Here is a 24,449-nt window from a genome sequence, read left to right as displayed (position 1 = left end):
ATGGAACTCTTTAAAATCAAACGCGACATCCCGTTTATGAGCTACGGCAAACTGACGACCTTTATTTCGTTGGTCACCTTTATTGCCGCCGTATTCTTCCTCGTTACCAAAGGTTTGAACTTCTCCGTCGAATTTACCGGCGGTACCGTGATGGAAGTGCAATATCAGCAGGGCGCGGATGTCAACAAAACCCGTGAAAAGCTCAATGCCTTGAAAATGGGCGATGTGCAAGTTCAGGCGTTAGGCACGAACAAACACATTATGATTCGTCTGCCCAACAAAGAAGGCGTAACGTCTGCACAGCTTTCCAATCAAGTGATGGACTTGCTGAAAAAAGAGCAGCCTGACGTTACCCTGCGCCAAGTTGAATTTATCGGCCCGCAGGTTGGCGAAGAATTGGTAACCAACGGTCTGATGGCATTGGGCTTTGTCGTTTTAGGTATCATTATTTATTTGTCGATGCGATTTGAATGGCGTTTTGCCGTATCCGCCATTATTGCGAATATGCACGATATCGTGATTATTTTGGGCTGCTTCGCCCTGTTCCAATGGGAGTTTTCACTGACCGTGTTGGCGGGTATCCTTGCCGTATTGGGTTATTCCGTGAACGAATCCGTCGTCGTCTTCGACCGTATCCGTGAGAACTTCCGCAAACCGAGTATGCGCGGACATACCGTTCCACAAGTCATCGACAATGCGATTACCGCCACCATGAGCCGTACCATCATCACCCACGGCTCGACCGAGGCAATGGTCGTTTCCATGCTGGTGTTCGGCGGCGCGGCGTTGCACGGTTTCTCAATGGCATTGACCATCGGCATTGTGTTCGGTATTTACTCTTCAGTCTTGGTCGCCAGCCCGCTCTTGCTGATGTTTGGTCTGAGCCGCGACAATATCGCGAAGGAAGTGAAGAAGAAAGAAGAAGTCGTGGTCTGATGGTTATGATTGAAATTTGAAGGGGTCGTCTGAAAACTTGGCAACAGGTTTTCAGACGACTTTTTTATTTTGGGCAGCTGATTTGATAGTTATGATGCAAATATGGCGGCATTGTTTTGACTGTATGGAAAGGAACACGCTTTTCTTGTTTCAGATAGAGGAAGGGGAAGATTGGCTTAAAGGGAAGGATTCTTTGAAAGTAATCGACTGTATATAGTGGATTAACTTTAAACCAGTACGGCATTGCCACGCCTTGCCGTACTGTCTGTACTGTCTGCGGCTTCGTCGCCTTGTCCTGATTTAAATTTAATCCACTACAAAACGGAACTTCTATGCTGCTCTTGGTAATGTACAGGACAAAATGCAAAAAGGTCGTCTGAAAATTTTCAGACGACCTCGGATTAACTTCTACGGTTGGAGTTAGAAATTAACGTTTTGCTTTTCCGGCAGATTTTTTAGGAGCCGGTTTGCCTGCTTTGGCAGGGGTGTTGGCAACGGAGCAGTATTTGGCAACGATTTGATCCACGACTTCTTCTTTGCCGTTAACGGTTGTTTTACCGCGTACGGTCAGCATATTGCCGTCCACTTTGTCGATATTGCCCAAATTGGCGCGACCTGCCACCCATGCGACGTTCTCGCCCCAGAAGGCGTTGACATCGTCGCTGGAGCCGACGACGCGGAACAGGTTGGGCGTCAGTTCGTTTTTGTATTTCACTTGTGCTACAACAGGTTCGTTACCTTTGAAGCCGTACATAACGCTCAATGGGTCTTGACCGTTTTGACCGCAGCGGTAGTGTACTTCTTTGGTGCTGTCGATAGCGTCCACTTTAACAGTTTGAGGAGTGAAAGGTTGGTTTTGTTGTGCTGCTTGTTGCGGGGCAGGAGCAGGTTGGGCAGCAGGTTTTCCTTTGGAAGAGCTGGAACATGCGGACAGCGCGGCAGCGGCGATAACGGCAGAAATCATTAACTTAGTATTTTTATTCATCGGTTTACTCCATATAAATTATTGATAAGGTGTTGGCGAAGCGTTAACACAATATCAGAGATGGTATATTTTGTCTTCAATTTGGACAAATCTTTAATAAAAGCATCAAAAGAATAAGTAAATTTACTTATGAAAAGATTATTCAAGCGTTTTGGCTCCATTTGTCCGGTTATCCATTTGTCCGCTTAACTGCCGGATGCATCACGTCTACGATGGTTTGCTGACAATAAAGCCATTATAAAAACAGCAAGGTGTGAAAATTGATGTTGTGTTATGTCATAGGTTTGCGCTTTACACAAATAAGGGGAATAATGACTTTTCATTCATCAATTAAACATCTACAGACACGAGGGCAGGCATGAACTCTTTTGCATCATTGTTAAACCATCCCGATATTTCTTTTTCCCCGATTCCGGACGGCATCAAAGTCGATAATCCGGCGACGGGCGAGACTCTGGCGTTTGTCCGTACAACCCATTCAGACGACCTCAAGCTGCTGATTCAAAAGGCGGAGGCCGCGCAAAAATTATGGGCGGCAAAAACTGCGTTGGAGCGTGCCGATGTGTTGTGGCGCTGGTATTTTTCGATTAAAGAAAACAAAGAAGAGCTGGCGCGCATCATGACGATGGAGCAGGGTAAAAGCCTGACCGAAGCTCGCGGCGAGATTGATTACGCGGCTTCGTTTGTGCGCTGGTTTGCCGAAGAAGCGCGGCGGATTGACGGCGATGTGCTGACAAGTGTGAAGGCGTCGCAAAAACTGGTCGTGTTGAAACAACCCATCGGCGTTACCGCTGCGATTACGCCGTGGAACTTCCCGTCCGCGATGATTGCACGTAAGGCCGCGCCTGCTTTGGCGGTGGGCTGTGCGATGATCGTCAAACCCGCGTCGCTCACGCCTCTGAGCGCGTATGCGCTGGCGCTACTGGCTTACGAAGCGGGTGTGCCGCAGGATTTGCTTCCCGTCGTCAGCGGTCGCGCTTCGGAAATCAGCCATGAATTTGCCACGAACCCGAACGTACGCAAAATCAGCTTTACCGGCTCAACCGAAGTCGGCGCGAAAATTTTTGCCGACAGCGCGGCTGACATTAAAAAACTGAGTTTGGAGCTGGGCGGCAACGCGCCGTTTATCGTGTTTGACGATGCCGATTTGGACAAAGCCGTCGAAGGCGCGCTCGCCAGCAAGTTCCGCAACAGCGGTCAAACCTGCGTCTGCACCAACCGCGTTTACGCCCAATCCGGCATTTACGAAGAATTTTGCCGCAAATTAAGTGAAAAAGTGGCCGCGCTCAAATTGGGCAACGGCTTGGATGAAGGCGTCAACCAAGGGCCGCTGATTGAGGAAAAAGCGGTGGAAAAAGTCGAGCAGCACATCGCCGACGCGCTATCCAAAGGCGCGGTCTGCCTGACCGGCGGCAAACGCAGCGAATTGGGCGGAACGTTTTTCGAACCGACCGTTTTAAGCGGCGTAACGGCGCAAATGGCAGTGGCGCGCGAAGAAACCTTCGGACCGTTGTGTCCCGTGTTTTGCTTTGAAACCGAAGCCGAAGTCATCGCGGCCGCCAACGATACGGAATACGGTTTGGCGGCCTACCTCTTCACCTCCGACACCGCCCGCCAATGGCGCGTCGGCGAAGCCTTGGAATACGGCATGGTCGGCATCAATACCGGCCTAATCAGCAATGAAGCGGCACCGTTCGGCGGCGTGAAACGCAGCGGGCTGGGACGCGAAGGCAGCAAATACGGTGCGGACGAATATTTGGAATTGAAATATTTGTGTATCGATGTAGCGGATTGAGTTTGCTACTAGAAGCAACAGGTCGTCTGAAAACAAATTTCATTGAAACTTTGTTTTCAGACGACCTTTTTTCATATAGTGGATTAAATTTAAATCAGGACAAGGCGACGAAGCCGCAGACAGTACAAATAGTACGGCAAGGCGAGGCAACGCCGTACTGGTTTAAATTTAATCCACTATACTATTCCGCCAGCCATAGCGATACCGTATAAATCACCAGTCCGACCAGACCGCCGACGAGCGTGCCGTTGATGCGGATGTATTGCAGATCCTTGCCCACGCTCAATTCCAGTTTTTCGACCATCAGGCGGCTGTCCCAGCCTTTGACTTTGTCTGCGACGAATAAAGCCGCCTTATCTTTATAACGCATCACAAAATCCCGAACCAAAAGCGAAATCCGTATATCCGCCCGCCGCATAAATTGCGGGTATGCCTGAGCTTGCGAAAGCATATGGTTCAGCAGCTTTTCAAGTTGCGCTTGGCACAAAGAGTCTTGTTTTTCCACATCTTCCCGCGCCCAGTCCAAAATGCCGCGCCATAGGGTCATGATTTGACGTTGCAGGGCGGGCGATTGCGCGAGCTCAGTTTTGAATTTGTCCAGGCGGCGGTGCCACAGGCGCGATGTGGTCAGTCGTTCGGTCAGTTCGTCGTATTGCACCAAGAATTGTCGGCGCAGCGCGTTATCCTGCTTGTCCGCAGTCGCCAAATAGCCGTCTATCCATGCCAACGCTTTTTCTGCCGCCCAATCATCGACTTTCTCCACCAAGGTCGATTTCACTGCCGCTTTGAGCCTGTCCCAAGTTCCGGGATTGCCGCCTTCGATTTTCGCTGCCCATTCGCGCAGGTTCTGCTCCAACATTTCGCGGGTTTCCGGCGTTTTCAGCCAACGCCGAATCTGACGGAGCAGGCTTTCAAACGCTTTTTCGTGCATCCCTTGAGCTTTCAGCAGCCGCAAACCGTCGGCAAGCGTGTTGCCGATTTGTTCGCCGCTGTAACGTTCTTCCAACAGCATCGCCGTGAAACGCGCCGTCTGTTCCGGTTTGGCAATGGCAAGCAGGGTCGGAATCTGTTTGGAAAGCCACGGCAGCCAATGCGATTTCACGTCTTCGCCGTCCAACCATTTCAATAATTTATCACTGGGCTGCGCTTGGTAAATGCGCATGGCGATGGGTTTGCCCTGTAAAAAATTATGTTCGATAAACCGTCCCAATTCATCGCCGATACGAGCCTGATTGCGCGGCAAAATCGCGGTATGGGGAATCGGCAGCCCGAGGGGTCGTCTGAAAAGCGCGGTTACGGCAAACCAGTCTGCCAGCGCACCCACCATCGCCGCTTCGGCAAACGCTTTGACAAATCCCAACCAAGGATATTGGCGTACATAAACGGCGGAGGCTGCAAACAGCCCGCACGCAAGAAGCAGCAAGCCCGTCGCCCAACGCCTGCTTTTTGCCAACTTTTTGCGCGCCTCATTTAAGCGGACTTGTTCCGAAAGGGTGTGCATTTCTATTCCTGTCTTTTTTGTCTTTAGGGGATTGCGAATAGATTGATTATTTTTTAATCAGCTGAAAATATTCAATAGGTTTCAAAATATTATCCAAGTTTTCCACAGAATGCACACATCAATCCGAATGCGGGTTGTGGGCAATATTTTGTATTGCCTATTTTTTAATCATAATATTTTTATTTTGGAAAATCAAAAGGGAAGGAGAGTTGTTCACAGGCTGTTCACATGATTCTGCGGTATGGCTGTGTACAGGTTTTCAGTCGACCTTTATGCCGTCCAGCCTGAAACCGAAACCCAAAGCCGCCACAAGGCCCAAGCCGCCACCGTCAACCCTGCCAACAGGCGGATGCTGCGTTTTTGCAAAAGCGTTTTCAACTGCGCCGCAAAGATACCCATCGCCAAAAGGTTAGGCAGCGTGCCGAGCGCAAAAGCCAACATATATAAAGCGCCGTGAACCGCGCTGCCGCTGCCCAAGGCGTAAAGCGACGCGCTGTAAACCAGGCCGCACGGCAGCCAGCCCCAAAGCATCCCAACGCCGAAACAGGCTGGGACGGAACGGATAGGCAAAAGCTTGTTTAAAAACGGATTCAGCCGCTTCCATATCGGTTTGCCGATGCGTTCGATACGCGTTGCCGCCGTCGAAATTCCCGCCAGATAAAGCCCTAAAAGCAACAGCAGGATGTTTGCCGCGATATACAGCCCCTGCTGCAACACGCGGGTGTTATCCAAAGAAATCCCTGCCTGCCCGATCAGGCCGACTACAAAGCCGATGAGGACATAGCTGCTTACACGTCCCAAGTTCAGCAGGACAATCAATCCGAAACGGTTGAGGTTGGGTGGAAGCTGCAAGGCAAATGCGCTGCTCAATCCGCCGCACATACCGACGCAGTGGCCGCCGCCGAAAAAACCGAGCAGAAACAGCGTGAGGAAGGTAAGGTTTTCGTCCATATCAGATATATTTGAAATTGTTATCAGGCAGTTTCGTATTGTATCAACAACGGAGGAATGAGGATAAGAAAGGATGGAATAGGGGCGGATTATTGCGAATCCGTTTGGTAAGGTCTTCTGAAAATCGCTTTGCCTTGATTGGACGGCATCGGATTTTCAGACGACCTTTAGACTGCCCGATATTTATAAAGCTTTATTTTGAGGAAAATAATTTGATTTCATTTGAAAACAAAATGTTAAACGAATCGAATATTTTTGAACAGGATACCGAAGAAGTAAGCAAATGTTTGCATATTATCGAGATTCGGTTAAAATTATCGAAAATTATATAAATAATAATCAAAATCATTAAATATCATTCAATTCATTTGCGGTAAAACCTTTCCGAGGTCGTCTGAACATTTTCAGACGACGCTGTCTGACATTCCGCCACACAAGGAATCCGTTATGAAGCCAGTCAAAGTCAACACCCTTGCCGCCTGCATCGCCGCCATCGGTTTTTCTCCCATCATTTATGCTGCCGATAATACGCCGACCGTCATTCTCGATACCGTTACGGTCAAAGGCACACGCAATAAAGACGAAATCGGTAAAAACCGGGTTTATACCCGTGAAGTCGTCAATCTTTACAAGAGCAAAAACGAAGTCGAAACCTTCAAAGGCAACACCGTATCCGATCTTTTGAGCGGTATGTCCGGCGTGTACAGCGGCGACGCGCGCAACAGCGGCGCGCTGGATCCCAATATACGTGGTGTGCAAGGTCAAGGACGGATTCCCGTTACCATCGACGGCACGGAGCAGGCGATTACCGTCTGGCGCGGCTACGCGGGCGCAAACAACCGCAACTACGTCGACCCCAACATCATCAGCAGCGTGTCTATCGAAAAAGGCCCCTCGTTCAGCCGTGATATGAAAAGCGGCATAGGCGGCTCCGTCGCCCTGAAGACCATCGATGCCGACGATATTGTCCCCGAAGGGCAGAAATACGGTTTTGAAGTGAAGGCGGAGGCTGCCAACAATTCCATCAAGCGGCGTGAGAATGCTTATGAACATTCAGTCGATTATCGAACCTTGCCTGTTCCCGCAGTGGCAACAGGCGGTATTTGGCGTTCGTTTTTTGACGATACCGACCGAATCGACCAGCGTTTCAACGGACGCAATAAATTTGGGGAGGATAAAGCCTACCGCATTGCCGCTGCCACCAAGCAGGACAATTTCGATGCCATGCTCGCCTACGCCTACCGCAGTAAAGGCAATTATTTCTCCGGCAAAAAAGGGGCGGAACGCTACGGTTATATCGGTCCTTGGACACAAGAAACTTTAGACGAATTAAAACGTCGTCAAGAAGAAGCCGCTGCCAAGGGTGAGAAATTTTTCGGCAGTGAAAACATGCTGGGCGCACCCGATATTTCAAAAATCGGACTTTTCTATCATCCGGGCGGAGAAGTCAGCAATACTTCGCTTGAAACCAAATCATGGGTAGGTAAAACCACCTTCCGTCTGCCGAACCGCCAAACGCTCAAATTCGGTCTGCGCCATACCGATTCCACGTTCGGCGAAATCATGCCTTCTCGCATTATCGGCCCCATCAGTTGGGATGCGTCCGTCCTCAACAAAATTGCCGAATGGCCGCAGGCATGGGTCAAACAGCGTTCCTACAATATCGACTATTCGTGGAAGCCCGAGGGCAGCCGTTGGATAGATTTCGATGCCACGCTTTGGACAACGCGCACCAATTCTAAAACCAATACCGCAGGCGGCTCACCCGGCGATACCGTTTATGAGGACAACAAATTTCAAATAGCATGGGACGAATACGACAGATGGCAGAAATACACCCCCGCAGAGCGGCAGGAATTGCTGGATGCAGGCTTTGAAACCCCAAAACCGCCCAAACCCGAAACGCCCAATACCAACGGACGCTTCAACACCATTGAAGGCAACGCCTATTACGCCCGTAACAACCGTACAGGCTTTCAATTCTCTAACCGTATGAAATTGAGCGACAAACTGTCGCTGACCTTGATGGGCGATTTTCAAAACGAAAAACTGACATCGCGCAATGATTTTTCAGACGAGCTGGAGCGGGGAGGATACGACAAATATCGTGAAGAACTCGAAAACAGCACCATCAGGGCAAATTATGAATTGAACCAATATGGCGTACCTCGAAACGGCAAGCGGCGTGAATACAATCTGGGCTTCAATTTCCGCTACGAACCCTTCCGCTGGCTGACGTTGACGGCGGGAGGGCGGTACACCAATTTTCAGCTTCAGGATAAAAGCAAACGTTTAGAAAGCGGTACGTATAAGACCGGCTATCCGTTAGAAATGAACAGGGGGATAAAATATTCGATCGGCAGGGTTGCCACGCCGCAAGAATACGCGGATTACAAGGCAATTGACGATGCTTTGGCAAATGGCAGTCTTGATTATGCTTTATATATGTCAGATGAATATTCAGAACAAAGAAAAAAACATGCACAAATTAGACTGTCGTTACAAGTCAATTCGCAAAATATTCCGATTTTGACAGATGATCGCGAAAAATGGGTCAATCCTAATGAAAAGGTGGATTTCTATTGGTTGAAAGACGATAAAGGCCGTCTGAATATGCAGGATCATCCCCTTACCAATGGCAGCATTCCTGATTTGCACACTAAAGTCCCTAATCCTGTATATGACCCGTCTATTCCGGACAGTCCGCAGTTTGTGCCTAAGTATTATAACGTTGATGCAAGCGTATATACGACTCCAATGACCGAAGCCGAAAAACAGAGAGCAATGAAGCAGAAAGGCAGCGGTTGGGTGCCCGCATTTTCTGCCACTGTCAATTTTACTGATTACAGCCGCGCCTATTTGCGCTATACCGAAACCCTGCGCTACCCCAGCATTTTTGAAGGGACTTACGGCTTTTCTACCGCCGCCGGCTCATTCAACCGCATGGGCTATGGCTGGCGCCCCGAACACGCCAAAAACTGGGAAGTGGGCTACATCCATGATTTGACAGGACTGTTACCGAAAATGAAAAAAGCGGATTTCCGCATTAACTACTTCCATAACAAGACCAAAAACGTTATCGACAGGGACGACAATCTCGAATTCGAACAATTCGACAGACAAATCCGCAGTGGTGCCGAGCTGTCCACCCGCTTCGATACCGGACGCGTCTTCGGCAGCCTGAACGTATTCCGCAGCCTGAAAAACAAAATGTGCGACGAAACCTTCCAATGGTCGTCTGTAACAGCGGGAGATGTTGATGCAACATATTTTGCCGAAACCGGCAAAACCATGAGTCGCCCCGTCTGCAACCACGGCGGTTTGAGCGATTCGGGCTATCTGGCAAGCGCGCTTCAGCCACGCTGGTCGATTGATGCCGAATTGGGCAGCCGCTTTCTTGCCAACAGACTGGAAACAGGCGTGCGCCTTCATTACCACAGCCGCGTCTATGAAAACCGCAATGATGCATGGCAGCCTAACTACAACATATTCAATCAATATAAGGGAACTAATCATAAACCCCAATATAACGATATGCGTTGGCAGCCTGTCGCGGTATGGGATGCCTACCTGCGCTACAAAATCGGCAAAAACCTGACTGCCGAACTGGTGGGCAGTAATCTGACCAACCGCTACTACCTCGACCCGATGAGCCGCTCCTATCTGCCCGCACCGGGCAGAACCATCAGGGTAGGGATTACAGGCAAGTTCTAAAATAGTTTCTAGATTCAATTATCGAAATTCTGATATTATTGAATTGTAAATTTTCAGAAATGATAATAATTCATGTTTCTATTTCCTAAAAATAGGAATATACTTACCTTACTTTTCCAAGAGGGCGGATTTGTAAGTTTGATTCAGATTCTTCTTGAGAAAATTCGTTGATTTTGTAAATTTTTATTTTGGAGTGAATTATGAAACTCGTAAAAACCGTTGCGGTATTGAGTGTTGCGTTTGCCGCTTCTTCTGCGTTTGCTGCCAATCCGGCTTCAGACCTCTCTTCAAGTAACAATGTAAAAGGGGTTAAACATATTGTCCCGACAGTAGAGACTAACCAAAACGACGCGAATTTCGGTAAGGCTGCCATTAATGTGGTTGACTTAAATGTAAAACCGACAAATAAAAATGGTCTTGCCAACAATCAACCTGTTTCTTTTGCCAAAATTGATGCGACGGCAAATCGATTTTTTGTCAAAACGTTCGCTCACGGCATTTTGGGTAAAGACAAAAACGGCGTTACTGTTGCGAATCTGTACCGTATGAAAGGTATTGTTTGGGACAATATTCCAAGAATGCCCGACCATTCCCATTTAGGCCGTCTGTCTTATTCCAAAGTCGGTAATATGGATGTTTACTTCGGCGACTGGTCTGCCGTTCCTTCCGGTGCGGCTGTCGGTACAAAAGGTACGAATTACACCGCCTTCTACAGCGGCACGGGTCGAACCACCAATCTGCCGACTACGGGTACTGCCACTTATACGGTTAAGGGTATCAACCAATATCATACGCAAAATACAGCCCTCTTAAACGGTACGCTGAAAGCCGATTTCGGTAAACGGACGCTAAACGGCGAAATGAAACGTACAGGTTTGAATGTCGCCATCAACAATGCCACGATTAATACGGCTCAGGCTTCATTTAAAGGTAAAGCTACGGCAAACAAAGTGGCCGGTACGGCCCACGGTCATTTCTTCGGCAACCAAGGCGCGGCGATTGCTGGTGTGGCTGATTTTGGCCGAAACCATGCCTATAACACTGCCTTTGGCGGTACGAAAACCGGTAAATAATGAATCATAATGCGATAAGGCGGACGGTTTTTGTCGTTCACCATTCCGTCCGCCTATAAAACACAAATCATCCGACACACAATGCACATCGTACAGGGCCGTTCGGAAATATCGGGCTTCGCAATGCGTTTAAGCCGGTATTTTCCGAACGGCCCGTGAGTTTGAAGGCGTGCTGTTTCGATGGGCTTGAGAAACTCATTTTTCAGACGACCCGGCTGGGGCTTCCATGCAAATAAACAATGCTCTTGCCCGGTAAAGATGAAATATAAGTTTTTCTTTGAAAAGGTCGTCTGAAAAACAAAGCCGTCCGACATACAGGAAAGAATTTTATGAAACGCCTTTTGCTCCTTCCTTTTTTTATCAGCCTGTTGCCTCACGCGTTTGCCGACGACAGGGAAGACCGCTTCATGCAGCTCAAACAGGGAACGGAACTCCGCCGCGCGCAGCAGGAAAGGAACGAAGCGGACAATACGGTGATTGAGTTCGGCGCGGGAGAAGTGCAGGACGGCGAAGATTTGGCGTTGTCGCTGATGAAGGCGGTCAACGCGCAAAACGAGGAAGAAACGGCGCGGCTGTTGGACATTTACCGCCGTCAGGATGATTACGACCCCGATATAGTGCTGTTTGCCGAGGCCAATCAGGCGGTGTTCCGTGACGATTTGAAGGCCGCGCTGGCGAAATACCGCGAGCTTTACCGCAAGAATCCCGAATTTCTGCGCGGCCGCCTGGATTTGGCGCGGCTGCTGTTTATAGACAAACAAAACAAAGAATCGGCGGTATTGTTCGAGGGCATCGATATTCCCGAAGTACCCGCCGTCAATGAGAAAATCAAAGTGTTTGCCGACGCTTTGAAGAAACGCGATGCGTGGAGCGGCTCGGTTTCGTTCGGCGCGGGTTACGACACCAACTTAAACCAGTCGTCGGGCGCGACGGTTGTCCGCAATCAGACAAGCTGCGGTTTCGATTCGAACGGGCAGCCGATTCTGGACGATGCCGGAATGCTGTCCTGCCGCAACGAACAGCTTGACGCCTACGCGCCCGATGCGTTGAAAAACCGGATGTGGGTATATGAAGCCAACTTAAGCAGACGCATTTCGCTCAACGGCCACCACGGACTGCAACTGGGCGGCTACGCATGGGGCCGGCTCTATCCCGGCAACAAGGAATACGGCGAACACAATATCAACGTCAGCCCCGCTTACAGTTTTCAGAGCAAAGACCATTCCTTCAGTATCGGCCCGCAGGTGCAATACGAATGGTCGGGTGGCAAACTGCGCGACAGCAGCGCCGGCATCAGCACGGCATACAGCCGCACCTTTTCCGACCAAGCCTCGCTGGGCGTGCAGCTCGACCACAAATACGACCGCTACCGCGGCGAATTAAAACATTTCAACGGCCCGCAGACGCTTCTGTTCACCACCGCCATCTACGCCCTGCCGAAAGACTGGCTGGTATTCGGCGGCTACGACTACCTGCGCAAAAACAGCCGCGAAAAAGTGGATTCCTACCGTCGGCACGGCCTGCGCGCGGGTGTCAACAAGCGTTTCGAATCCGGCGTCGACGCCACCTTTCAGGCAATCTGGCGCAAAACAGCCTATCAGGACTACCATGCCTGGCTGGAAACCCGCCGCCGTGATTTCGAACGCACCTACCAGTTGGACATCAAATTCGACCGCCCTTTCCTCCGCGGCATTACGCCCGTTTTCAGCATCAAGCACACCGACAACAAAAGCTCGTCCTGGTTGAACCGCTACAAACGCAACGAATTTACGATAAAAGCAGAATACAGGTTTTAAGCACCCGAGGTCGTCTGAAAATGTCTGACAGTTTTGGTTGGCGCACGTCCTTTTGTTTTTGTTTTTCTAATCTGTTGATTTATGTTTGAATGAAGAATTTTGACGTGCGGATAATAGATATTAATGAGGTTTTATAGTGGATTAAATTTAAATCAGGACAAGGCGGCGAAGCCGCAGACAGTACAGATAGTACGGCAAGGCGAGGCAACACCGTACTGGTTTAAAGTTAATTTACTATATGTGCCAAGTATAGCTTTAATCTGCATTAGTCCTTAAAAACACCCCAAAACAGTAAAATACATCTTGTTTCGGGGTGTTTTGAGCGTCATGAAGGGATTACTGCGAAGCTGTTCCGGCTGCTTTTTGAGCTTCCAGTCTCAATACGCCACGATGTACCATGGCACAACAGAAAATACAGCCGACAACGGCGAAGAGCAGTAGGTAGAAACCGGCATCCCAGCCGAATCTGTCGGCTAAGATGCCAAACAGAGCAGTACCGCCCGCGCTACCCAATACGTAGCTCAGCAAACCGCGCAGACCTGTTGCCGAACCTGCAGCAAATGAAGGCACTAATTCGATGGTTTGCAAAGAAGACAGGAACATAGGCACATAGATCAAACAGCCCACCAAGCCTGCGCCGATAGTTACCGTAGACAAGCTGGTACCGTTTCGATACAAGAAGATAGAGGCACCCACGCCTACCAAGGTGATGATGGATAAAGGCATACGTTTACCTTTAAAGTAGGTATCAGTTATCCAACCTGCCAGCAACGTGGAAGGAATAGCAGCCCATTCGAAAATGGCAAAGGCAAGATGCATATCCTTTTTGGAGAAGCCTTTGGTTTCCAAGAGATACAGTGGAAGCCAAGTCAAAACGCCAAAACGTATCATATAGGTGAATACGTCAATAAACGATACAAACCATACATTGATGTCTTTAAGGATGTATTGTTTGAAAATCTGCCATGTGGTCAGATCAACGTTTTCTTCTTTGGTAGCGATCAGTTCTTCATGAGAGTTACCCAAGATTTCGTTCATCGGTGGCAATCCCTCGTTGTAAGTCCGTCCGACCCCTACAAAGTAAACAATTGCTGCTACAACGGACGCAATGGCTGCGGGTACAACGAAATGTGCCGACTGCCAATGAGTCTCACCCAACCAGGCAACAGCACCGCCGGCAATAGGGGCTACCAGACCGCCGCCAACATTATGCGAAATATTGAATACTGCCGTTGTGATACCGCGCGTTTTGCGTGGAAACCAACTTGCTAAGACCACATAAGCCGGACCTGCTCCCATACCTTGGAAGATACCGTTGAGCATACACAGCAAAAAGAAAATCCAAAATGCCGTGGTGAAGCCCATCATTAAATTGACTAAGGCGGACATGACCAAGCCGAAAATCATAAAATGTTTCGGGTTTGATTTGTCTGCCAATGCCGACATCAAACCTTTACTGATGCCGTAAATAATCAGCATTGTGCCGGATACGAAACCAATGTCTTGTTTGGTAAAGCCAAAATCTCGAATTAAATCAGGGGATGATAAAAGAAAGTTGTTGCGCAAGATGTAATACGCAGCGTAGCCGATAAAAATTCCGAATAAGGCTTGCCAGCGCAAACGGTTATAGCGACCGCGTACCTCGGCTTCGGGTACTGGTTTTCCTTGTTTGGAAGCGAGAAAGGAAATCATCATGGACTCCATGTTGTTGAAGAAAGTTATATATGTAATTTGTTATGATGCTTATGTGCGCATTCCGATACGGAATAATTTATTTAAAATTAAAATAAATTTGATACGGATAATACAATTTGAAATATAATGATAGTAGATTTCTTATATTTTTGGCAATTGCGTCTTTAGAGATAGAAATGTTTAGATGTTTATGATTCTCGATGCGATTGCAAGTATGATTTGATTAGGTGTGAGATTATTAACTTATGTTGGAATGGAAGGTGTGGTAAAGGTCGTCTGAAATTGTTCAGACGACCTTTAACTATTGGTTTGGACACAATTTGCTATTTGTGATGTGTCAATATTATTTAACTTGGTTTGATATTTTTTGAGTTCTAACGAGGAGACAGTAATAATTTTATCACTATGGTTATTACATTTCAGGATTGGTAATTTGTTTTTATATCGATTATTTTTATCCCGAATCCACGCTATAATACGAACCTTATTCCCAACCCGATTCGAGATTCTGTTTTCAGACGACCTTTAAGATAAAAAGGTCGTCTGAAAACGTTTGTCCCGTCCATACGCATCCGCCGAACTATGATTCCATCCGATTTCATTGACGAGCTTCTGGCCAAAGTCGATATTGTCGATATTATCGACGAGCAGGTTCCGCTGAAGAAGGGCGGGGCGAACTATATGGCTTGTTGTCCGTTCCACAAGGAAAAGACGCCGTCGTTTTCGGTCAGCCCGACCAAGCAGTTTTATCATTGTTTCAGTTGCGGGGCGCATGGTTCGGCGATTGGTTTTGTGATGGAACATCAGGGGCTGTCGTTTCCGGAGGCGGTGCAGTTTCTTGCCGACCGCGTGGGCATGGCCGTGCCTAAAGTGCGCGGGCAGAACGATAATCCCGAAGTCCGTGCCGAACGTAAGAAAAAACAGCAGACGCTGGAGGAAACGACAGCAGCGGCTGCGGATTTTTATGCGCAACAGTTGAAATTCAATCCAACGGCGAAGGCGTATTTGGACAAGCGCGGTTTGAGCGTGGAAGTCATTGCGCATTATGGTTTGGGCTACGCCCCCGACGGTTGGCAGCCTTTGGCGCAAGTGTTCCAACCGTACCCGAATACTGCGTTGGTGGATACGGGTATGGTGATTGACAATGAGGGGCGGCATTACGACCGCTTCCGTCATCGGATTATGTTTCCTATCCGCAATCCGCGCGGGCAGGTGATTGGTTTCGGCGGCAGGGTGTTGGACGATTCGAAACCGAAATATTTGAACTCGCCTGATACGCCTTTGTTTGATAAGGGGAAAAACCTTTACGGCTTGTATGAAGGACGTGCTGCGGTCAAGGAAGCAGGGCGGATTTTGGTGGTCGAAGGTTATATGGATGTGGTCGCGCTGGCGCAGTTCGGCGTGGGCTACGGCGTGGCGGCTTTGGGCACGGCGACGACGGCGGAACACGTCAAAATCCTGATGCGTCAGGCGGACAGTATTTATTTCTGTTTCGACGGCGACAGCGCGGGGCGGAAAGCAGCTTGGCGTGCGTTGGAAAATGCGTTGCCGCAGTTGAAAGACGATAAATCGCTGCATTTTTTGTTCTTACCCGAAGAACACGACCCCGACAGTTACATCCGTGCCTACGGAAAAGCGCAATTTGAAGATGCGCTGTTGAACCAAAGCAAGCCGCTGTCTGAATATTTCTGGGAACATCTTTCAGACGACCTCAATCTCAATACGCAGGAAGGTAAGGCGGAATTGGTGAAAACCAGTTCGCCGCTTTTGGCGCAAATTACCGCGCCGGCATTGGCTTATTTGTTGAAACAACGACTTAGCGAGCTGGTAGGCATCGATCCCGACAATCTCGCCCAACTGCTGGGGCAGGAAGCACCCAAGCGGCACGTCAAACAAAAAAGCTACAAACTGCCTCCGATTTCCGTCAAGCAGCCGGTCATGCTGACGCTGGTGCAACGGCAAATCCGCAGCCTCTTGATAAATCCGGATTGGGCTGCATATATAGACCTGCCCGATTATTTAGCATTGGACGGCGATTTCGCCTGTCTTGCCAATCTCGCCGAAACCATTAAAAGCCATGCCGCCGTACCTGCTACCGCGCAGGTTTTAGAGTATATGCGCGGTTCTCCTTACGAAGAAACCGTGAACCAAATCTTCCAATCGACACTCTCTTCTGAAGAAATGGAAGGCGGAGGCGAAGAAGACCGCGAAAACTTCCAAATCGGCATGAAGAAACTCCTTAACGAGTTAAAATACAAACAAATCGAAACCCTCAAGCAGAAAAGCCTGCAATCGGGTTTGAATGAAAATGAAAAAAAACTCTTGCTGTCGCTTTTGACGGCAAAGCAAAATTGAACGAACGGCAATCCCAGCCGAATCCAGCAACCTTCAGGCCGTCAGAAAAGCATTGTCCCAAGCTGCGAATATGATCCCGCAGAACACCCGTTCCAAAGAGCTTTCAGACGACCTCAGAGTGATAACTTAACAGATTGACGTTAAATCGGTTATCACTCTGTTCTGCCTTCAGGTGCATCATGCAAACCGTCGGCACACCATCAGATCAAGAAAGTAACCCATGTCTAAAGAAGACCAAAATCACGAAGACTATCAAGAACAGGACGACAACCGTCCGCTGACCCTCGAAGAGCAGCGCGCCCGCCTGCGCCAGCTCATCATTATGGGTAAGGAACGCGGCTACATCACTTATTCCGAAATCAACGACGCCTTGCCCGACGATATGTCCGATGCGGATCAAATCGACAACATCGTCAGCATGATTTCCGGCTTGGGCATCCAAGTGACCGAGCAGGCGCCTGATGCGGAAGACATTTTGTTGAGCGACAACGCCGCCGCCGTAACCGACGACGATGCCGTTGCCGAAGCCGAAGCCGCCTTGTCCAGCGCGGACTCCGAGTTCGGCAGAACCACCGACCCCGTGCGTATGTATATGCGCGAAATGGGGCAGGTTGACCTGCTGACCCGCGAAGACGAAATCATCATCGCCAAAAAAATAGAAAACGCCCTGAAAAACATGGTGCAGGCGATTTCCGCCTGTCCGGGTTCTATCGCTGAAATCCTCGAGCTGATCGAGCAAATCCGCAAGGATGAAATCCGCGTGGACGAAGTGGTCGAAGCCATCATCGATCCGAACGAAGTGTTGCTCAACGAATTGGGCTTGGGGCACTTGGAAAGCGCGTCAAACGACGACGATTCCGGCAGCAGTGAAGAAGATGAAGCGGATGAAGACGAAGATGACGACGATTCCAGCAGCGATTCCGAAGCTGTGACTGCCGCCCATCTTGCCGAATTGAAGCAAAAAGTGCTGAACCACTTCGCCTTCATTGAAAGCGAATACGGCAAAATGATTAAAAAATTAGCAAAACACGGCAGCCGCCATCCCGATTATCTGGCGCACCGCGAAGCTATCGCCAACAAACTATTGGAAGTCCGCTTCGCCACCCGCCAAATCGAGAGCCTTAGCGGCAGCCTGCGCAACCGTGTCGAAAACATCCGCAAGCTCGAACGCGAAATCCGTGATATCTGCCTTGACCGCGTCCATATGGAACGCGATTACTTCATACAAAACTTTCTGCCTGAGATCACCAACCTGAAATGGGTGGAAGATGAAGTAGCCAAAGGCAGGGTCTGGAGCAACGCGCTCGACCGCTTCCGCCACGCCATTCTCGAAAAACAAACCGAGTTGGCGGACATGGAAAAAGAAACCGGCATTTCCATTGATGAGCTGAAAGACATCAGCAAAAACATGGTGTTGAGCGAAAAAGCAACTGCAGCCGCCAAGCAGGAAATGATTCAGGCAAACTTGCGCCTGGTGATTTCCATCGCTAAGAAATACACCAACCGCGGTTTGCAGTTTCTTGATTTGATCCAAGAAGGCAACATCGGCTTGATGAAGGCGGTCGATAAATTCGAATACCGCCGCGGATACAAATTTTCCACCTATGCGACATGGTGGATACGCCAAGCGATTACCCGTTCGATTGCCGACCAGGCGCGCACTATCCGTATCCCCGTGCACATGATTGAAACCATCAACAAAATGAACCGCCTCTCCCGCCAGTATCTTCAAGAAACCGGTGAGGAGCCTGATTCCGCCAAACTTGCCGAGTTGATGGAAATGCCGGAAGACAAAATCCGCAAAATCATGAAAATCGCCAAAGAGCCGATTTCGATGGAAACCCCGATCGGCGACGGCGACGATTCGCACTTGGGCGACTTCATCGAGGACGCCAACAACGTTGCCCCTGCAGACGCCGCGATGTACACCAGCCTGCACGAAGTCACCAAAGAAATCCTCGAAAGCCTGACCCCGCGCGAAGCCAAAGTCCTGCGTATGCGCTTCGGTATCGACATGAATACCGACCACACGCTCGAAGAAGTCGGCAAACAGTTTGACGTAACACGCGAACGTATCCGCCAAATCGAAGCCAAAGCCCTGCGCAAACTGCGTCATCCGACCCGCAGCGATCGCCTCAGAAGCTTCCTCGACAGCGAAGACAGCAAACTGTAAAACAGCAAACCGCAGGTTTTATACCTGCAGTTTTTTATGGGTAAGAGGTCGTCTGAAACAGAAGTTGTACGTTTTCAGACGACCTTTTGTGTTCATCACACTATGTTTACTTAAAACCCGTAGAGTGGGCTTTGCCCGCGAATAATAGGGAAGTTTCAGCAGCTTTTTTGCTTATCATCTTCGTGGGCAAAGCCCGCGCTACATCACGGTATTATTGCTGAATGGGTCGGCAAACAAAACATAGTTTGCAAAAAAGGTCGTCTGAAAACCGGTTTCCCTATGCTTCAGACGACCTTTCCTTTGTTTTGACTCTTCAGCCCAATTCTTTCAATTTCCGGCTCAAGATGCCGTGTACTTCTTGTGCCGTTTCGTAGCGGTTCTCTTTTGCAGAAACCGGTTCTAGGAAATGCAGCTCCACTTTACTGGAAGGCTGGTTGATAATCATGCAGATCGATTGCCACAAGCTGGTATCGCCGACATAAGCCGCCTTAGGGTTCGGGCTTGTCCCGTCGGGATTGGGGTAGCGGCAGAGCATGGGGATAATGGGAACACCTGCATCGTAGGCGGTTTGGAAAAAGCCGGGTTTGAACGGGAGGATTTCATAACCTTCCGTACTCGTCCCTTCCGGGAAAATGGTTACGGTATCGCCGTTTTTAAGGGCTTCGGTTACCGTGGCGATTTTAGCGGTATTGCCTTTGGTGCCTTTATTGCGTGAAACGTAAACGGTCTGCGCCTGCGTGGCGAGATAGCCGACTACCGGCCATTTGGCGACATCGTCTTTCGCCACAAATCGACCCGGAAATGCGCCGTTGACAGCCATGATGTCTAACCAAGAGATGTGGTTGCTGATTAACAACTGCGCCTGCCCTTCCTGAGGCAGCGTGCCGAAGGTCTCCAGTTTCATGCCGCAGGAAGCGAGGACGCGCAGCGACCAGATTTGGATGGCGCGCAGTTTGCGCCGTTTGCTGTAAAAGGGGAACAGGAAGAACATTTCCGCCATACCGTAAATCAGGCAGAAGCCGATGCAGAGCAGGCGGAATGTGAAACGTAGTTTGGCAATCATAAGGTTGTGGTGTGTGTATATTGGTATAGGGTGGAATTGCTAAAAATCGTTGATTTCACAATAGTTGAGGTCGTCTGAAAAGGTTTTCAGACGACCTTTTAGTCTTTATAGTCTGGGGGCAAAACGCTGAAGGTAACGGTCTGCCAGGCGGGTAATGTCCATCATGATAAGCACGTCGGCGCAGTTGAACGCCTCATCGACACAAGGTTCGCCGCAGAACCATGCTCCCGCGGTAAGGTAGCCTTTAATCAGCGGCGGGACGTCCGGTTTGTCCGACGGGGTGATTTTGTCCCACTTGAGTGGATTGAGCGGCTTGACGCACCATTTTTCAGGCGCAAGGTATTTGGATTTCAGGGCATGATACAGACCTGCCGCATCGCTGCCGCCGTCGTGCATATCAATGCTGCCGCAGCCTATCATGAAGCGCAGGTTTTCGTCTTTCATGAATTTGACCAAACCTGACCACAAAAGCATGACCAAACCGCCGTTGCGGTAGTCGGGGTGGGTGCAGGCGCGGCCGAGTTCGACGGTTTGCGGCAAGATGTCTTTCAAAGGGGACAAGTCAAATTCGTGTTCGCTATACCAGCCACCGACTTTTTTGGCGGTTTCTTCGGTAATCAGGCGGTAGCAGCCGATAACGTCTCCGGTTGCGTCGTCAAAAGCCAAAAGGTGGTGGCAATGTTCGTCGTAAGGATCGACATCGCGACCATCGTCGCTTTCGATTTCTGCACCCAGTTCTTGGGCGAATACCTGATAACGCAAGCGTTGTGCTGCTTCAATTTCCGCCTGCGTTTCCGCAAGGCGCACGCTCAGACCGATTTTGGGGCCGGTTTGGTTGAAACGGCTGGAGGACATTTGACTTCCTGTCGGATGAAAAGAGTCGATTATAGCGGATATGGCGGAGGATTTATATTTCTACCCCGTTGGATGCGTCCATTTGCCGGTTGGCTACGCTTGAAACTGTTGGCAAAAGGTCGTCTGAAAACATTCCGTTTCGTCGAAACCGTGTTTTTCAGACGACCTCGTTCTTGATGATTCCATATTTGTCCCAATTATGTCGAAGTTATTAATTTCGACAGAACAAAATGAATCCCAAATACGCTCCGCTTTTCCAATCTTTCACACTCAACAACGGCGTAACCGTCAAAAACCGCCTCGCTGTTGCACCCATGACCCATTTCGGTTCCCACGCCGACGGTCTAATCAGCGACCAAGAGAGTACATTTCTCGGTAACCGCGCAGGCGATATGGGGCTCTTTATCTCCGCCGCCACTTTGGTTCAAGAAGGCGGCAAAGCCTTCCGCGGACAGCCTGAAGCTACGGGCGAACACTGCCTCGACAGCCTGAAAGAAACCGCCCAAATCATTCAAAAACAAGGTGCAAAAGCGATTTTGCAAATCCATCACGGCGGCTCCCAAGCAATGGTAGAACTCAATCACCGCGATAAAATCAGTGCGTCCGCCAGCGAAAAGGATGGAGCGCGTGAAGCGAGTGCCGCAGAAGTGGAAGAACTCATCGCCTCCTTCGCCCAAGCTGCCGATTTGGCACTTCGCGCGGGCTTTGACGGCGTAGAAATCCACGGTGCGAACGGCTATTTAATCCAACAGTTTTACTCTGCCCAAAGTAATCGCCGCAACGACCAATGGGGCGGTAGCTTGGAAAACAGAATGCGCTTCCCGCTCGCCGTCGTCGATGCCGTTGCCGCCGTCCGTGAAAAACACCAACGCAACGATTTCATCATCGGCTACCGTTTCTCGCCCGAAGAAGCGGGCGAAGACGGGCTGACCATGGCTGAAACCGGCGCGCTGATTGACGCGTTGGTACAAAAGCCGCTGCAATACCTGCACGTTTCCTTGTGGGAATTCGACAAGAAAATCCGACGCGGCGGCGATACGGCGCAAACCCGTATGCAGTTTATCCACGACCGTATCAACGGCAAGCTGCCCCTTATCGGTGTGGGCAACCTGTTTGCCGCCGACGATATTCTGGCGGCGTTTGAAACCGGCTGGGCGGAATTTATCGCATTGGGCAAAACCGTCATGATCAATCCGCACATCGCCACACAAATCAGCGAAGGCCGCGAAGCCGAAATCGAAACGCAACTCGACCCGACGCGCGCCGACCATTACGGCTTACCCGACATCCTGTGGGAATTTTCCGCCAGCGGTACGCAATCTTGGCTGCCGCCGGTAAAAGGTGCGGACTGGAAGCCGGTGGATGCTTGATTAAACGATTCAGCCGCCTACCCATTTTTTGAGCGGGGTAGGGGATGAAATTACCGTTACAGCTAAAGAGGTCGTCTGAAAAACGTTTTCAGACGACCTCTTTCTTGTCCGACAAAACGCTATGTTTTTCAGTTACAATACGCGCTTATTGTAATAAGCGACAGTTTGAAGAGACGCGATGAAAGAACATAAGGCCCGGAAACGCTTCGGGCAGAATTTTTTGCAGGACACGCGGATTATTGCCGATATTGTCAATGCCGTGCGTCCGCAGGCGGATGATGTGGTGATTGAAATCGGGCCGGGCTTGGCGGCGATTACCGAGCCTTTGGCGAAAAAGCTGAACTGCCTGCATGTTATCGAGATCGACCGCGACATCGTACGTCGTCTGAAAACGCTGCCGTTTGCGGATAAGCTTGTGATTCATGAAGGCGATGTCTTGCAGTTTGATTTCAACAGCATCGCGGGTAAAAAGAAAATCGTCGGCAACCTGCCGTACAACATTTCTACGCCGCTTTTGTTCAAGTTGGCGGAAGTGGCGGACGATGTCGTCGATATGCACTTTATGCTGCAAAAAGAAGTGGTCGAACGCATGGTTGCCGCGCCGAAAAGCAACGACTACGGTCGCTTGGGCGTGATGCTGCAATATTTTTTCGATATGGAGCTGTTGATTGACGTGCCGCCCGAATCATTCGACCCTGCGCCGAAAGTGGATTCGGCGGTGGTGCGCATGATTCCGGTGAAACACCGCATCGGCAAGGCGGACGATTTCGAGCATTTTGCCAAACTGGTGAAACTCGCCTTCCACCAACGCCGCAAAACCATACGCAACAATTTAAAAGAGCTTGCCGGCGACGAAGATTTACAGGCAGTCGGCATCAGCCCGCAAGACCGCGCCGAACATATCGCGCCGGAGAAATATGTGGAACTGAGCAATTATCTCGTCCGTAAGGTCGTCTGAAAACATCTGGAAACAACATGATTAAATTCAAAAACGTACATAAACATTTCAAAGACCTGCACGTCATCAACGGCGTCAATCTGGAAGTGAAGCAGGGTGAAGTGGTGGTGGTTTGCGGACCTTCGGGCAGCGGCAAATCGACGCTCATCCGTACCGTCAACCAGCTTGAAAGCATTGAGAGCGGCGAGATTTGGGTGGACGGTATCAATGTTGCCGATCCGCAAACGGATTTGAACAAGGTGCGCGAGGAAGTGGGTTTTGTGTTCCAGGGCTTCAATCTGTATCCGCATCTGACCGTATTGGAAAACATCATCCTGTCGCCGATGAAGGTGAAAAAACAAAGCCGCGAACAGGCTGAGGAAAAGGCGATGGAGCTGTTGGAACGCGTGGGCTTGGCGCATAAAAAAGACGCATTCCCCAGCCAGCTTTCCGGCGGACAGCAGCAGCGCGTGGCGATTGCGCGCGGGTTGGCGATGGAGCCGCGTGTGATGTTGTTTGACGAACCGACTTCCGCGCTCGACCCGGAAATGGTTGGCGAGGTGTTGAAAGTGATGCAGGACTTGGCGGAAAGCGGCATGACCATGATGTGTGTTACGCATGAAATGGGCTTTGCGCGCGAAGTGGCAGATCGCATTATTTTTGTGGATAAAGGGCAGATTTTGGAAAACGAAACGCCTGAAGAGTTTTTTACCAATCCGAAACACGAACGCGCCAAACAGTTCTTGCAGCAAGTGATGACGCATTAACAGCTTGTCAAAAGGTCGTCTGAAAGACAGGTTTGGGCTTTCAGACGACCTTTGGCGAATGCAACCGATAGATATAGACGGCAAAGGGCTATCTCTGCTTTTGCCGTTTCAAAGGAAAACCATGTATTTTGTTGACCGTACCGCCGTCGTACTTAAGCCGACCGCCCGCTTTTTGGAATGGCTGAAATCAGCCGATGAAAATATGCCCGACCTGACCATCGAGCAAATCCGTGCCAACTGCTCCGTCTTTCTCGTGCCACAGTTTGACAAGCCGGAAGCCGTAATTGCCTATTTTGACGAACGCTACCAACAGATTTTCGAGGCGGAGCTGGCAGGCTGGGACATCGATAAAAACAAGTGGCCGCAAGACATGGGCCTGAAGGCGTTTTGGGAATTTTTCGATACCGAAATCCACGATATGGTTTTGGACATGGAAGAGGCAGAATTGAGCATTACGCCTGTGTTCGACAACATGATGTAAGG

General features: G+C 49.8%; 17 protein-coding genes and 1 pseudogene. 12 read left to right on the top strand and 6 right to left on the bottom strand.

Annotation, left to right across the window (positions count from 1 at the left end; all coding sequences use genetic code 11):
- Positions 1-936, top strand: coding sequence for a protein translocase subunit SecF (gene secF / locus NSCA4_RS0108270; RefSeq protein ID WP_016687692.1), 936 nt, complete (start codon positions 1-3; stop codon positions 934-936).
- 427 nt (positions 937-1,363) lie between these two features.
- Here secF and NSCA4_RS0108260 read toward each other — a convergent pair whose 3' ends face one another.
- Positions 1,364-1,921: an ACP-like domain-containing protein gene (locus tag NSCA4_RS0108260; RefSeq protein WP_029609662.1), complete on the bottom strand. Its 558-nt coding sequence runs from the start codon at positions 1,919-1,921 to the stop codon at positions 1,364-1,366.
- A 358-nt stretch (positions 1,922-2,279) separates the two neighbouring features.
- Here NSCA4_RS0108260 and NSCA4_RS0108255 point away from each other — a divergent pair, with 358 nt between their 5' ends.
- The gene (locus NSCA4_RS0108255; protein WP_016687689.1) at positions 2,280-3,716 is read left to right on the top strand and encodes an NAD-dependent succinate-semialdehyde dehydrogenase; all 1,437 of its coding nucleotides are present in this window, start codon (positions 2,280-2,282) and stop codon (positions 3,714-3,716) included.
- Positions 3,717-3,790: 74 nt separating this feature from the next.
- Positions 3,791-3,898: pseudogene (locus NSCA4_RS15090) on the top strand (IS5/IS1182 family transposase); the annotation flags it as partial.
- Here the strand turns inward: NSCA4_RS15090 and NSCA4_RS0108250 are convergent.
- Both NSCA4_RS0108250 and NSCA4_RS0108245 read right to left on the bottom strand, forming a co-directional pair.
- Positions 3,898-5,217, bottom strand: coding sequence for a DUF445 domain-containing protein (locus NSCA4_RS0108250; RefSeq protein ID WP_016687688.1), 1,320 nt, complete (start codon positions 5,215-5,217; stop codon positions 3,898-3,900). The pseudogene NSCA4_RS15090 and the gene NSCA4_RS0108250 sit on opposite strands and share 1 nt — an antisense overlap.
- Positions 5,218-5,487: 270 nt before the next feature.
- Entirely contained in the window at positions 5,488-6,168 is a 681-nt protein-coding gene (locus tag NSCA4_RS0108245; protein ID WP_016687687.1) for a sulfite exporter TauE/SafE family protein, read from the bottom strand.
- 447 nt (positions 6,169-6,615) lie between these two features.
- Here NSCA4_RS0108245 and NSCA4_RS0108240 point away from each other — a divergent pair, with 447 nt between their 5' ends.
- From NSCA4_RS0108240 to NSCA4_RS0108225, 3 genes are all read left to right on the top strand, one after another.
- Positions 6,616-9,882: a TonB-dependent receptor domain-containing protein gene (locus NSCA4_RS0108240; protein ID WP_016687686.1), complete on the top strand. Its 3,267-nt coding sequence runs from the start codon at positions 6,616-6,618 to the stop codon at positions 9,880-9,882.
- Positions 9,883-10,082: 200 nt separating this feature from the next.
- On the top strand, positions 10,083-10,955 hold the full coding sequence (locus NSCA4_RS0108235) for a Slam-dependent surface lipoprotein (RefSeq protein ID WP_016687685.1): 873 nt from the start codon (positions 10,083-10,085) through the stop codon (positions 10,953-10,955).
- A gap of 329 nt (positions 10,956-11,284) precedes the next feature.
- Positions 11,285-12,751, top strand: a complete 1,467-nt coding sequence (locus NSCA4_RS0108225) for a surface lipoprotein assembly modifier (protein ID WP_016687683.1) — start codon at positions 11,285-11,287, stop codon at positions 12,749-12,751.
- Between the two features lie 336 nt (positions 12,752-13,087).
- Here NSCA4_RS0108225 and NSCA4_RS0108220 read toward each other — a convergent pair whose 3' ends face one another.
- Positions 13,088-14,443, bottom strand: coding sequence for an MFS transporter (locus NSCA4_RS0108220; protein WP_029609661.1), 1,356 nt, complete (start codon positions 14,441-14,443; stop codon positions 13,088-13,090).
- Between the two features lie 585 nt (positions 14,444-15,028).
- Between NSCA4_RS0108220 and dnaG the strand changes: the two genes are divergently transcribed.
- Both dnaG and rpoD read left to right on the top strand, forming a co-directional pair.
- Positions 15,029-16,801: a DNA primase gene (dnaG, locus tag NSCA4_RS0108210; protein ID WP_016687680.1), complete on the top strand. Its 1,773-nt coding sequence runs from the start codon at positions 15,029-15,031 to the stop codon at positions 16,799-16,801.
- Between the two features lie 220 nt (positions 16,802-17,021).
- Positions 17,022-18,974 carry an RNA polymerase sigma factor RpoD gene (gene rpoD / locus NSCA4_RS0108205; RefSeq protein ID WP_016687679.1) on the top strand — a complete coding sequence of 651 codons (1,953 nt, stop codon included), beginning with the start codon at positions 17,022-17,024 and terminating at the stop codon, positions 18,972-18,974.
- A 313-nt stretch (positions 18,975-19,287) separates the two neighbouring features.
- On the opposite strand, the gene NSCA4_RS0108200 is transcribed toward rpoD, so the two are convergent.
- Both NSCA4_RS0108200 and NSCA4_RS0108195 read right to left on the bottom strand, forming a co-directional pair.
- Positions 19,288-20,037, bottom strand: a complete 750-nt coding sequence (locus NSCA4_RS0108200) for a lysophospholipid acyltransferase family protein (protein WP_016687678.1) — start codon at positions 20,035-20,037, stop codon at positions 19,288-19,290.
- A gap of 105 nt (positions 20,038-20,142) precedes the next feature.
- On the bottom strand, positions 20,143-20,892 hold the full coding sequence (locus NSCA4_RS0108195) for a GNAT family N-acetyltransferase (RefSeq protein WP_016687677.1): 750 nt from the start codon (positions 20,890-20,892) through the stop codon (positions 20,143-20,145).
- Between the two features lie 230 nt (positions 20,893-21,122).
- On the opposite strand from NSCA4_RS0108195, the gene NSCA4_RS0108190 reads away from it, so the two are divergent.
- From NSCA4_RS0108190 to NSCA4_RS0108175, 4 genes are all read left to right on the top strand, one after another.
- Positions 21,123-22,262 carry an NADH-dependent flavin oxidoreductase gene (locus NSCA4_RS0108190; RefSeq protein WP_016687676.1) on the top strand — a complete coding sequence of 380 codons (1,140 nt, stop codon included), beginning with the start codon at positions 21,123-21,125 and terminating at the stop codon, positions 22,260-22,262.
- Positions 22,263-22,440: 178 nt separating this feature from the next.
- Positions 22,441-23,220, top strand: a complete 780-nt coding sequence (gene rsmA, locus NSCA4_RS0108185; protein ID WP_016687675.1) for a 16S rRNA (adenine(1518)-N(6)/adenine(1519)-N(6))-dimethyltransferase RsmA — start codon at positions 22,441-22,443, stop codon at positions 23,218-23,220.
- 17 nt (positions 23,221-23,237) lie between these two features.
- Positions 23,238-23,966: an amino acid ABC transporter ATP-binding protein gene (locus NSCA4_RS0108180; protein ID WP_003740819.1), complete on the top strand. Its 729-nt coding sequence runs from the start codon at positions 23,238-23,240 to the stop codon at positions 23,964-23,966.
- Between the two features lie 121 nt (positions 23,967-24,087).
- A complete protein-coding gene (locus NSCA4_RS0108175; protein ID WP_016687674.1) occupies positions 24,088-24,447 on the top strand; it encodes a hypothetical protein in 360 nt (119 codons plus the stop codon).
- The last annotated feature ends 2 nt before the right edge of the window (positions 24,448-24,449 follow it).

Origin of the sequence: Neisseria sicca 4320 (genome assembly GCF_000193735.1) — a bacterium.
In the GTDB taxonomy this organism is placed as follows: Bacteria; Pseudomonadota; Gammaproteobacteria; order Burkholderiales; family Neisseriaceae; genus Neisseria; species Neisseria sicca_E.
The sequence above is the reverse complement of the archived record's forward strand: the minus strand, read 5'-3'. Positions and strand labels throughout refer to the sequence as shown.

What these genes read in the sequence shown, in the direction of transcription:
- secF (WP_016687692.1), top strand. Translation starts at nt 1, where the DNA reads ATGGAACTCTTTAAAATCAAACGCGACATCCCGTTTATGAGCTACGGC.
- NSCA4_RS0108260 (WP_029609662.1), bottom strand. Translation starts at nt 1,921, where the DNA reads ATGAATAAAAATACTAAGTTAATGATTTCTGCCGTTATCGCCGCTGCC.
- NSCA4_RS0108255 (WP_016687689.1), top strand. Translation starts at nt 2,280, where the DNA reads ATGAACTCTTTTGCATCATTGTTAAACCATCCCGATATTTCTTTTTCC.
- NSCA4_RS0108250 (WP_016687688.1), bottom strand. Translation starts at nt 5,217, where the DNA reads ATGCACACCCTTTCGGAACAAGTCCGCTTAAATGAGGCGCGCAAAAAG.
- NSCA4_RS0108245 (WP_016687687.1), bottom strand. Translation starts at nt 6,168, where the DNA reads ATGGACGAAAACCTTACCTTCCTCACGCTGTTTCTGCTCGGTTTTTTC.
- NSCA4_RS0108240 (WP_016687686.1), top strand. Translation starts at nt 6,616, where the DNA reads ATGAAGCCAGTCAAAGTCAACACCCTTGCCGCCTGCATCGCCGCCATC.
- NSCA4_RS0108235 (WP_016687685.1), top strand. Translation starts at nt 10,083, where the DNA reads ATGAAACTCGTAAAAACCGTTGCGGTATTGAGTGTTGCGTTTGCCGCT.
- NSCA4_RS0108225 (WP_016687683.1), top strand. Translation starts at nt 11,285, where the DNA reads ATGAAACGCCTTTTGCTCCTTCCTTTTTTTATCAGCCTGTTGCCTCAC.
- NSCA4_RS0108220 (WP_029609661.1), bottom strand. Translation starts at nt 14,443, where the DNA reads ATGATTTCCTTTCTCGCTTCCAAACAAGGAAAACCAGTACCCGAAGCC.
- dnaG (WP_016687680.1), top strand. Translation starts at nt 15,029, where the DNA reads ATGATTCCATCCGATTTCATTGACGAGCTTCTGGCCAAAGTCGATATT.
- rpoD (WP_016687679.1), top strand. Translation starts at nt 17,022, where the DNA reads ATGTCTAAAGAAGACCAAAATCACGAAGACTATCAAGAACAGGACGAC.
- NSCA4_RS0108200 (WP_016687678.1), bottom strand. Translation starts at nt 20,037, where the DNA reads ATGATTGCCAAACTACGTTTCACATTCCGCCTGCTCTGCATCGGCTTC.
- NSCA4_RS0108195 (WP_016687677.1), bottom strand. Translation starts at nt 20,892, where the DNA reads ATGTCCTCCAGCCGTTTCAACCAAACCGGCCCCAAAATCGGTCTGAGC.
- NSCA4_RS0108190 (WP_016687676.1), top strand. Translation starts at nt 21,123, where the DNA reads ATGAATCCCAAATACGCTCCGCTTTTCCAATCTTTCACACTCAACAAC.
- rsmA (WP_016687675.1), top strand. Translation starts at nt 22,441, where the DNA reads ATGAAAGAACATAAGGCCCGGAAACGCTTCGGGCAGAATTTTTTGCAG.
- NSCA4_RS0108180 (WP_003740819.1), top strand. Translation starts at nt 23,238, where the DNA reads ATGATTAAATTCAAAAACGTACATAAACATTTCAAAGACCTGCACGTC.
- NSCA4_RS0108175 (WP_016687674.1), top strand. Translation starts at nt 24,088, where the DNA reads ATGTATTTTGTTGACCGTACCGCCGTCGTACTTAAGCCGACCGCCCGC.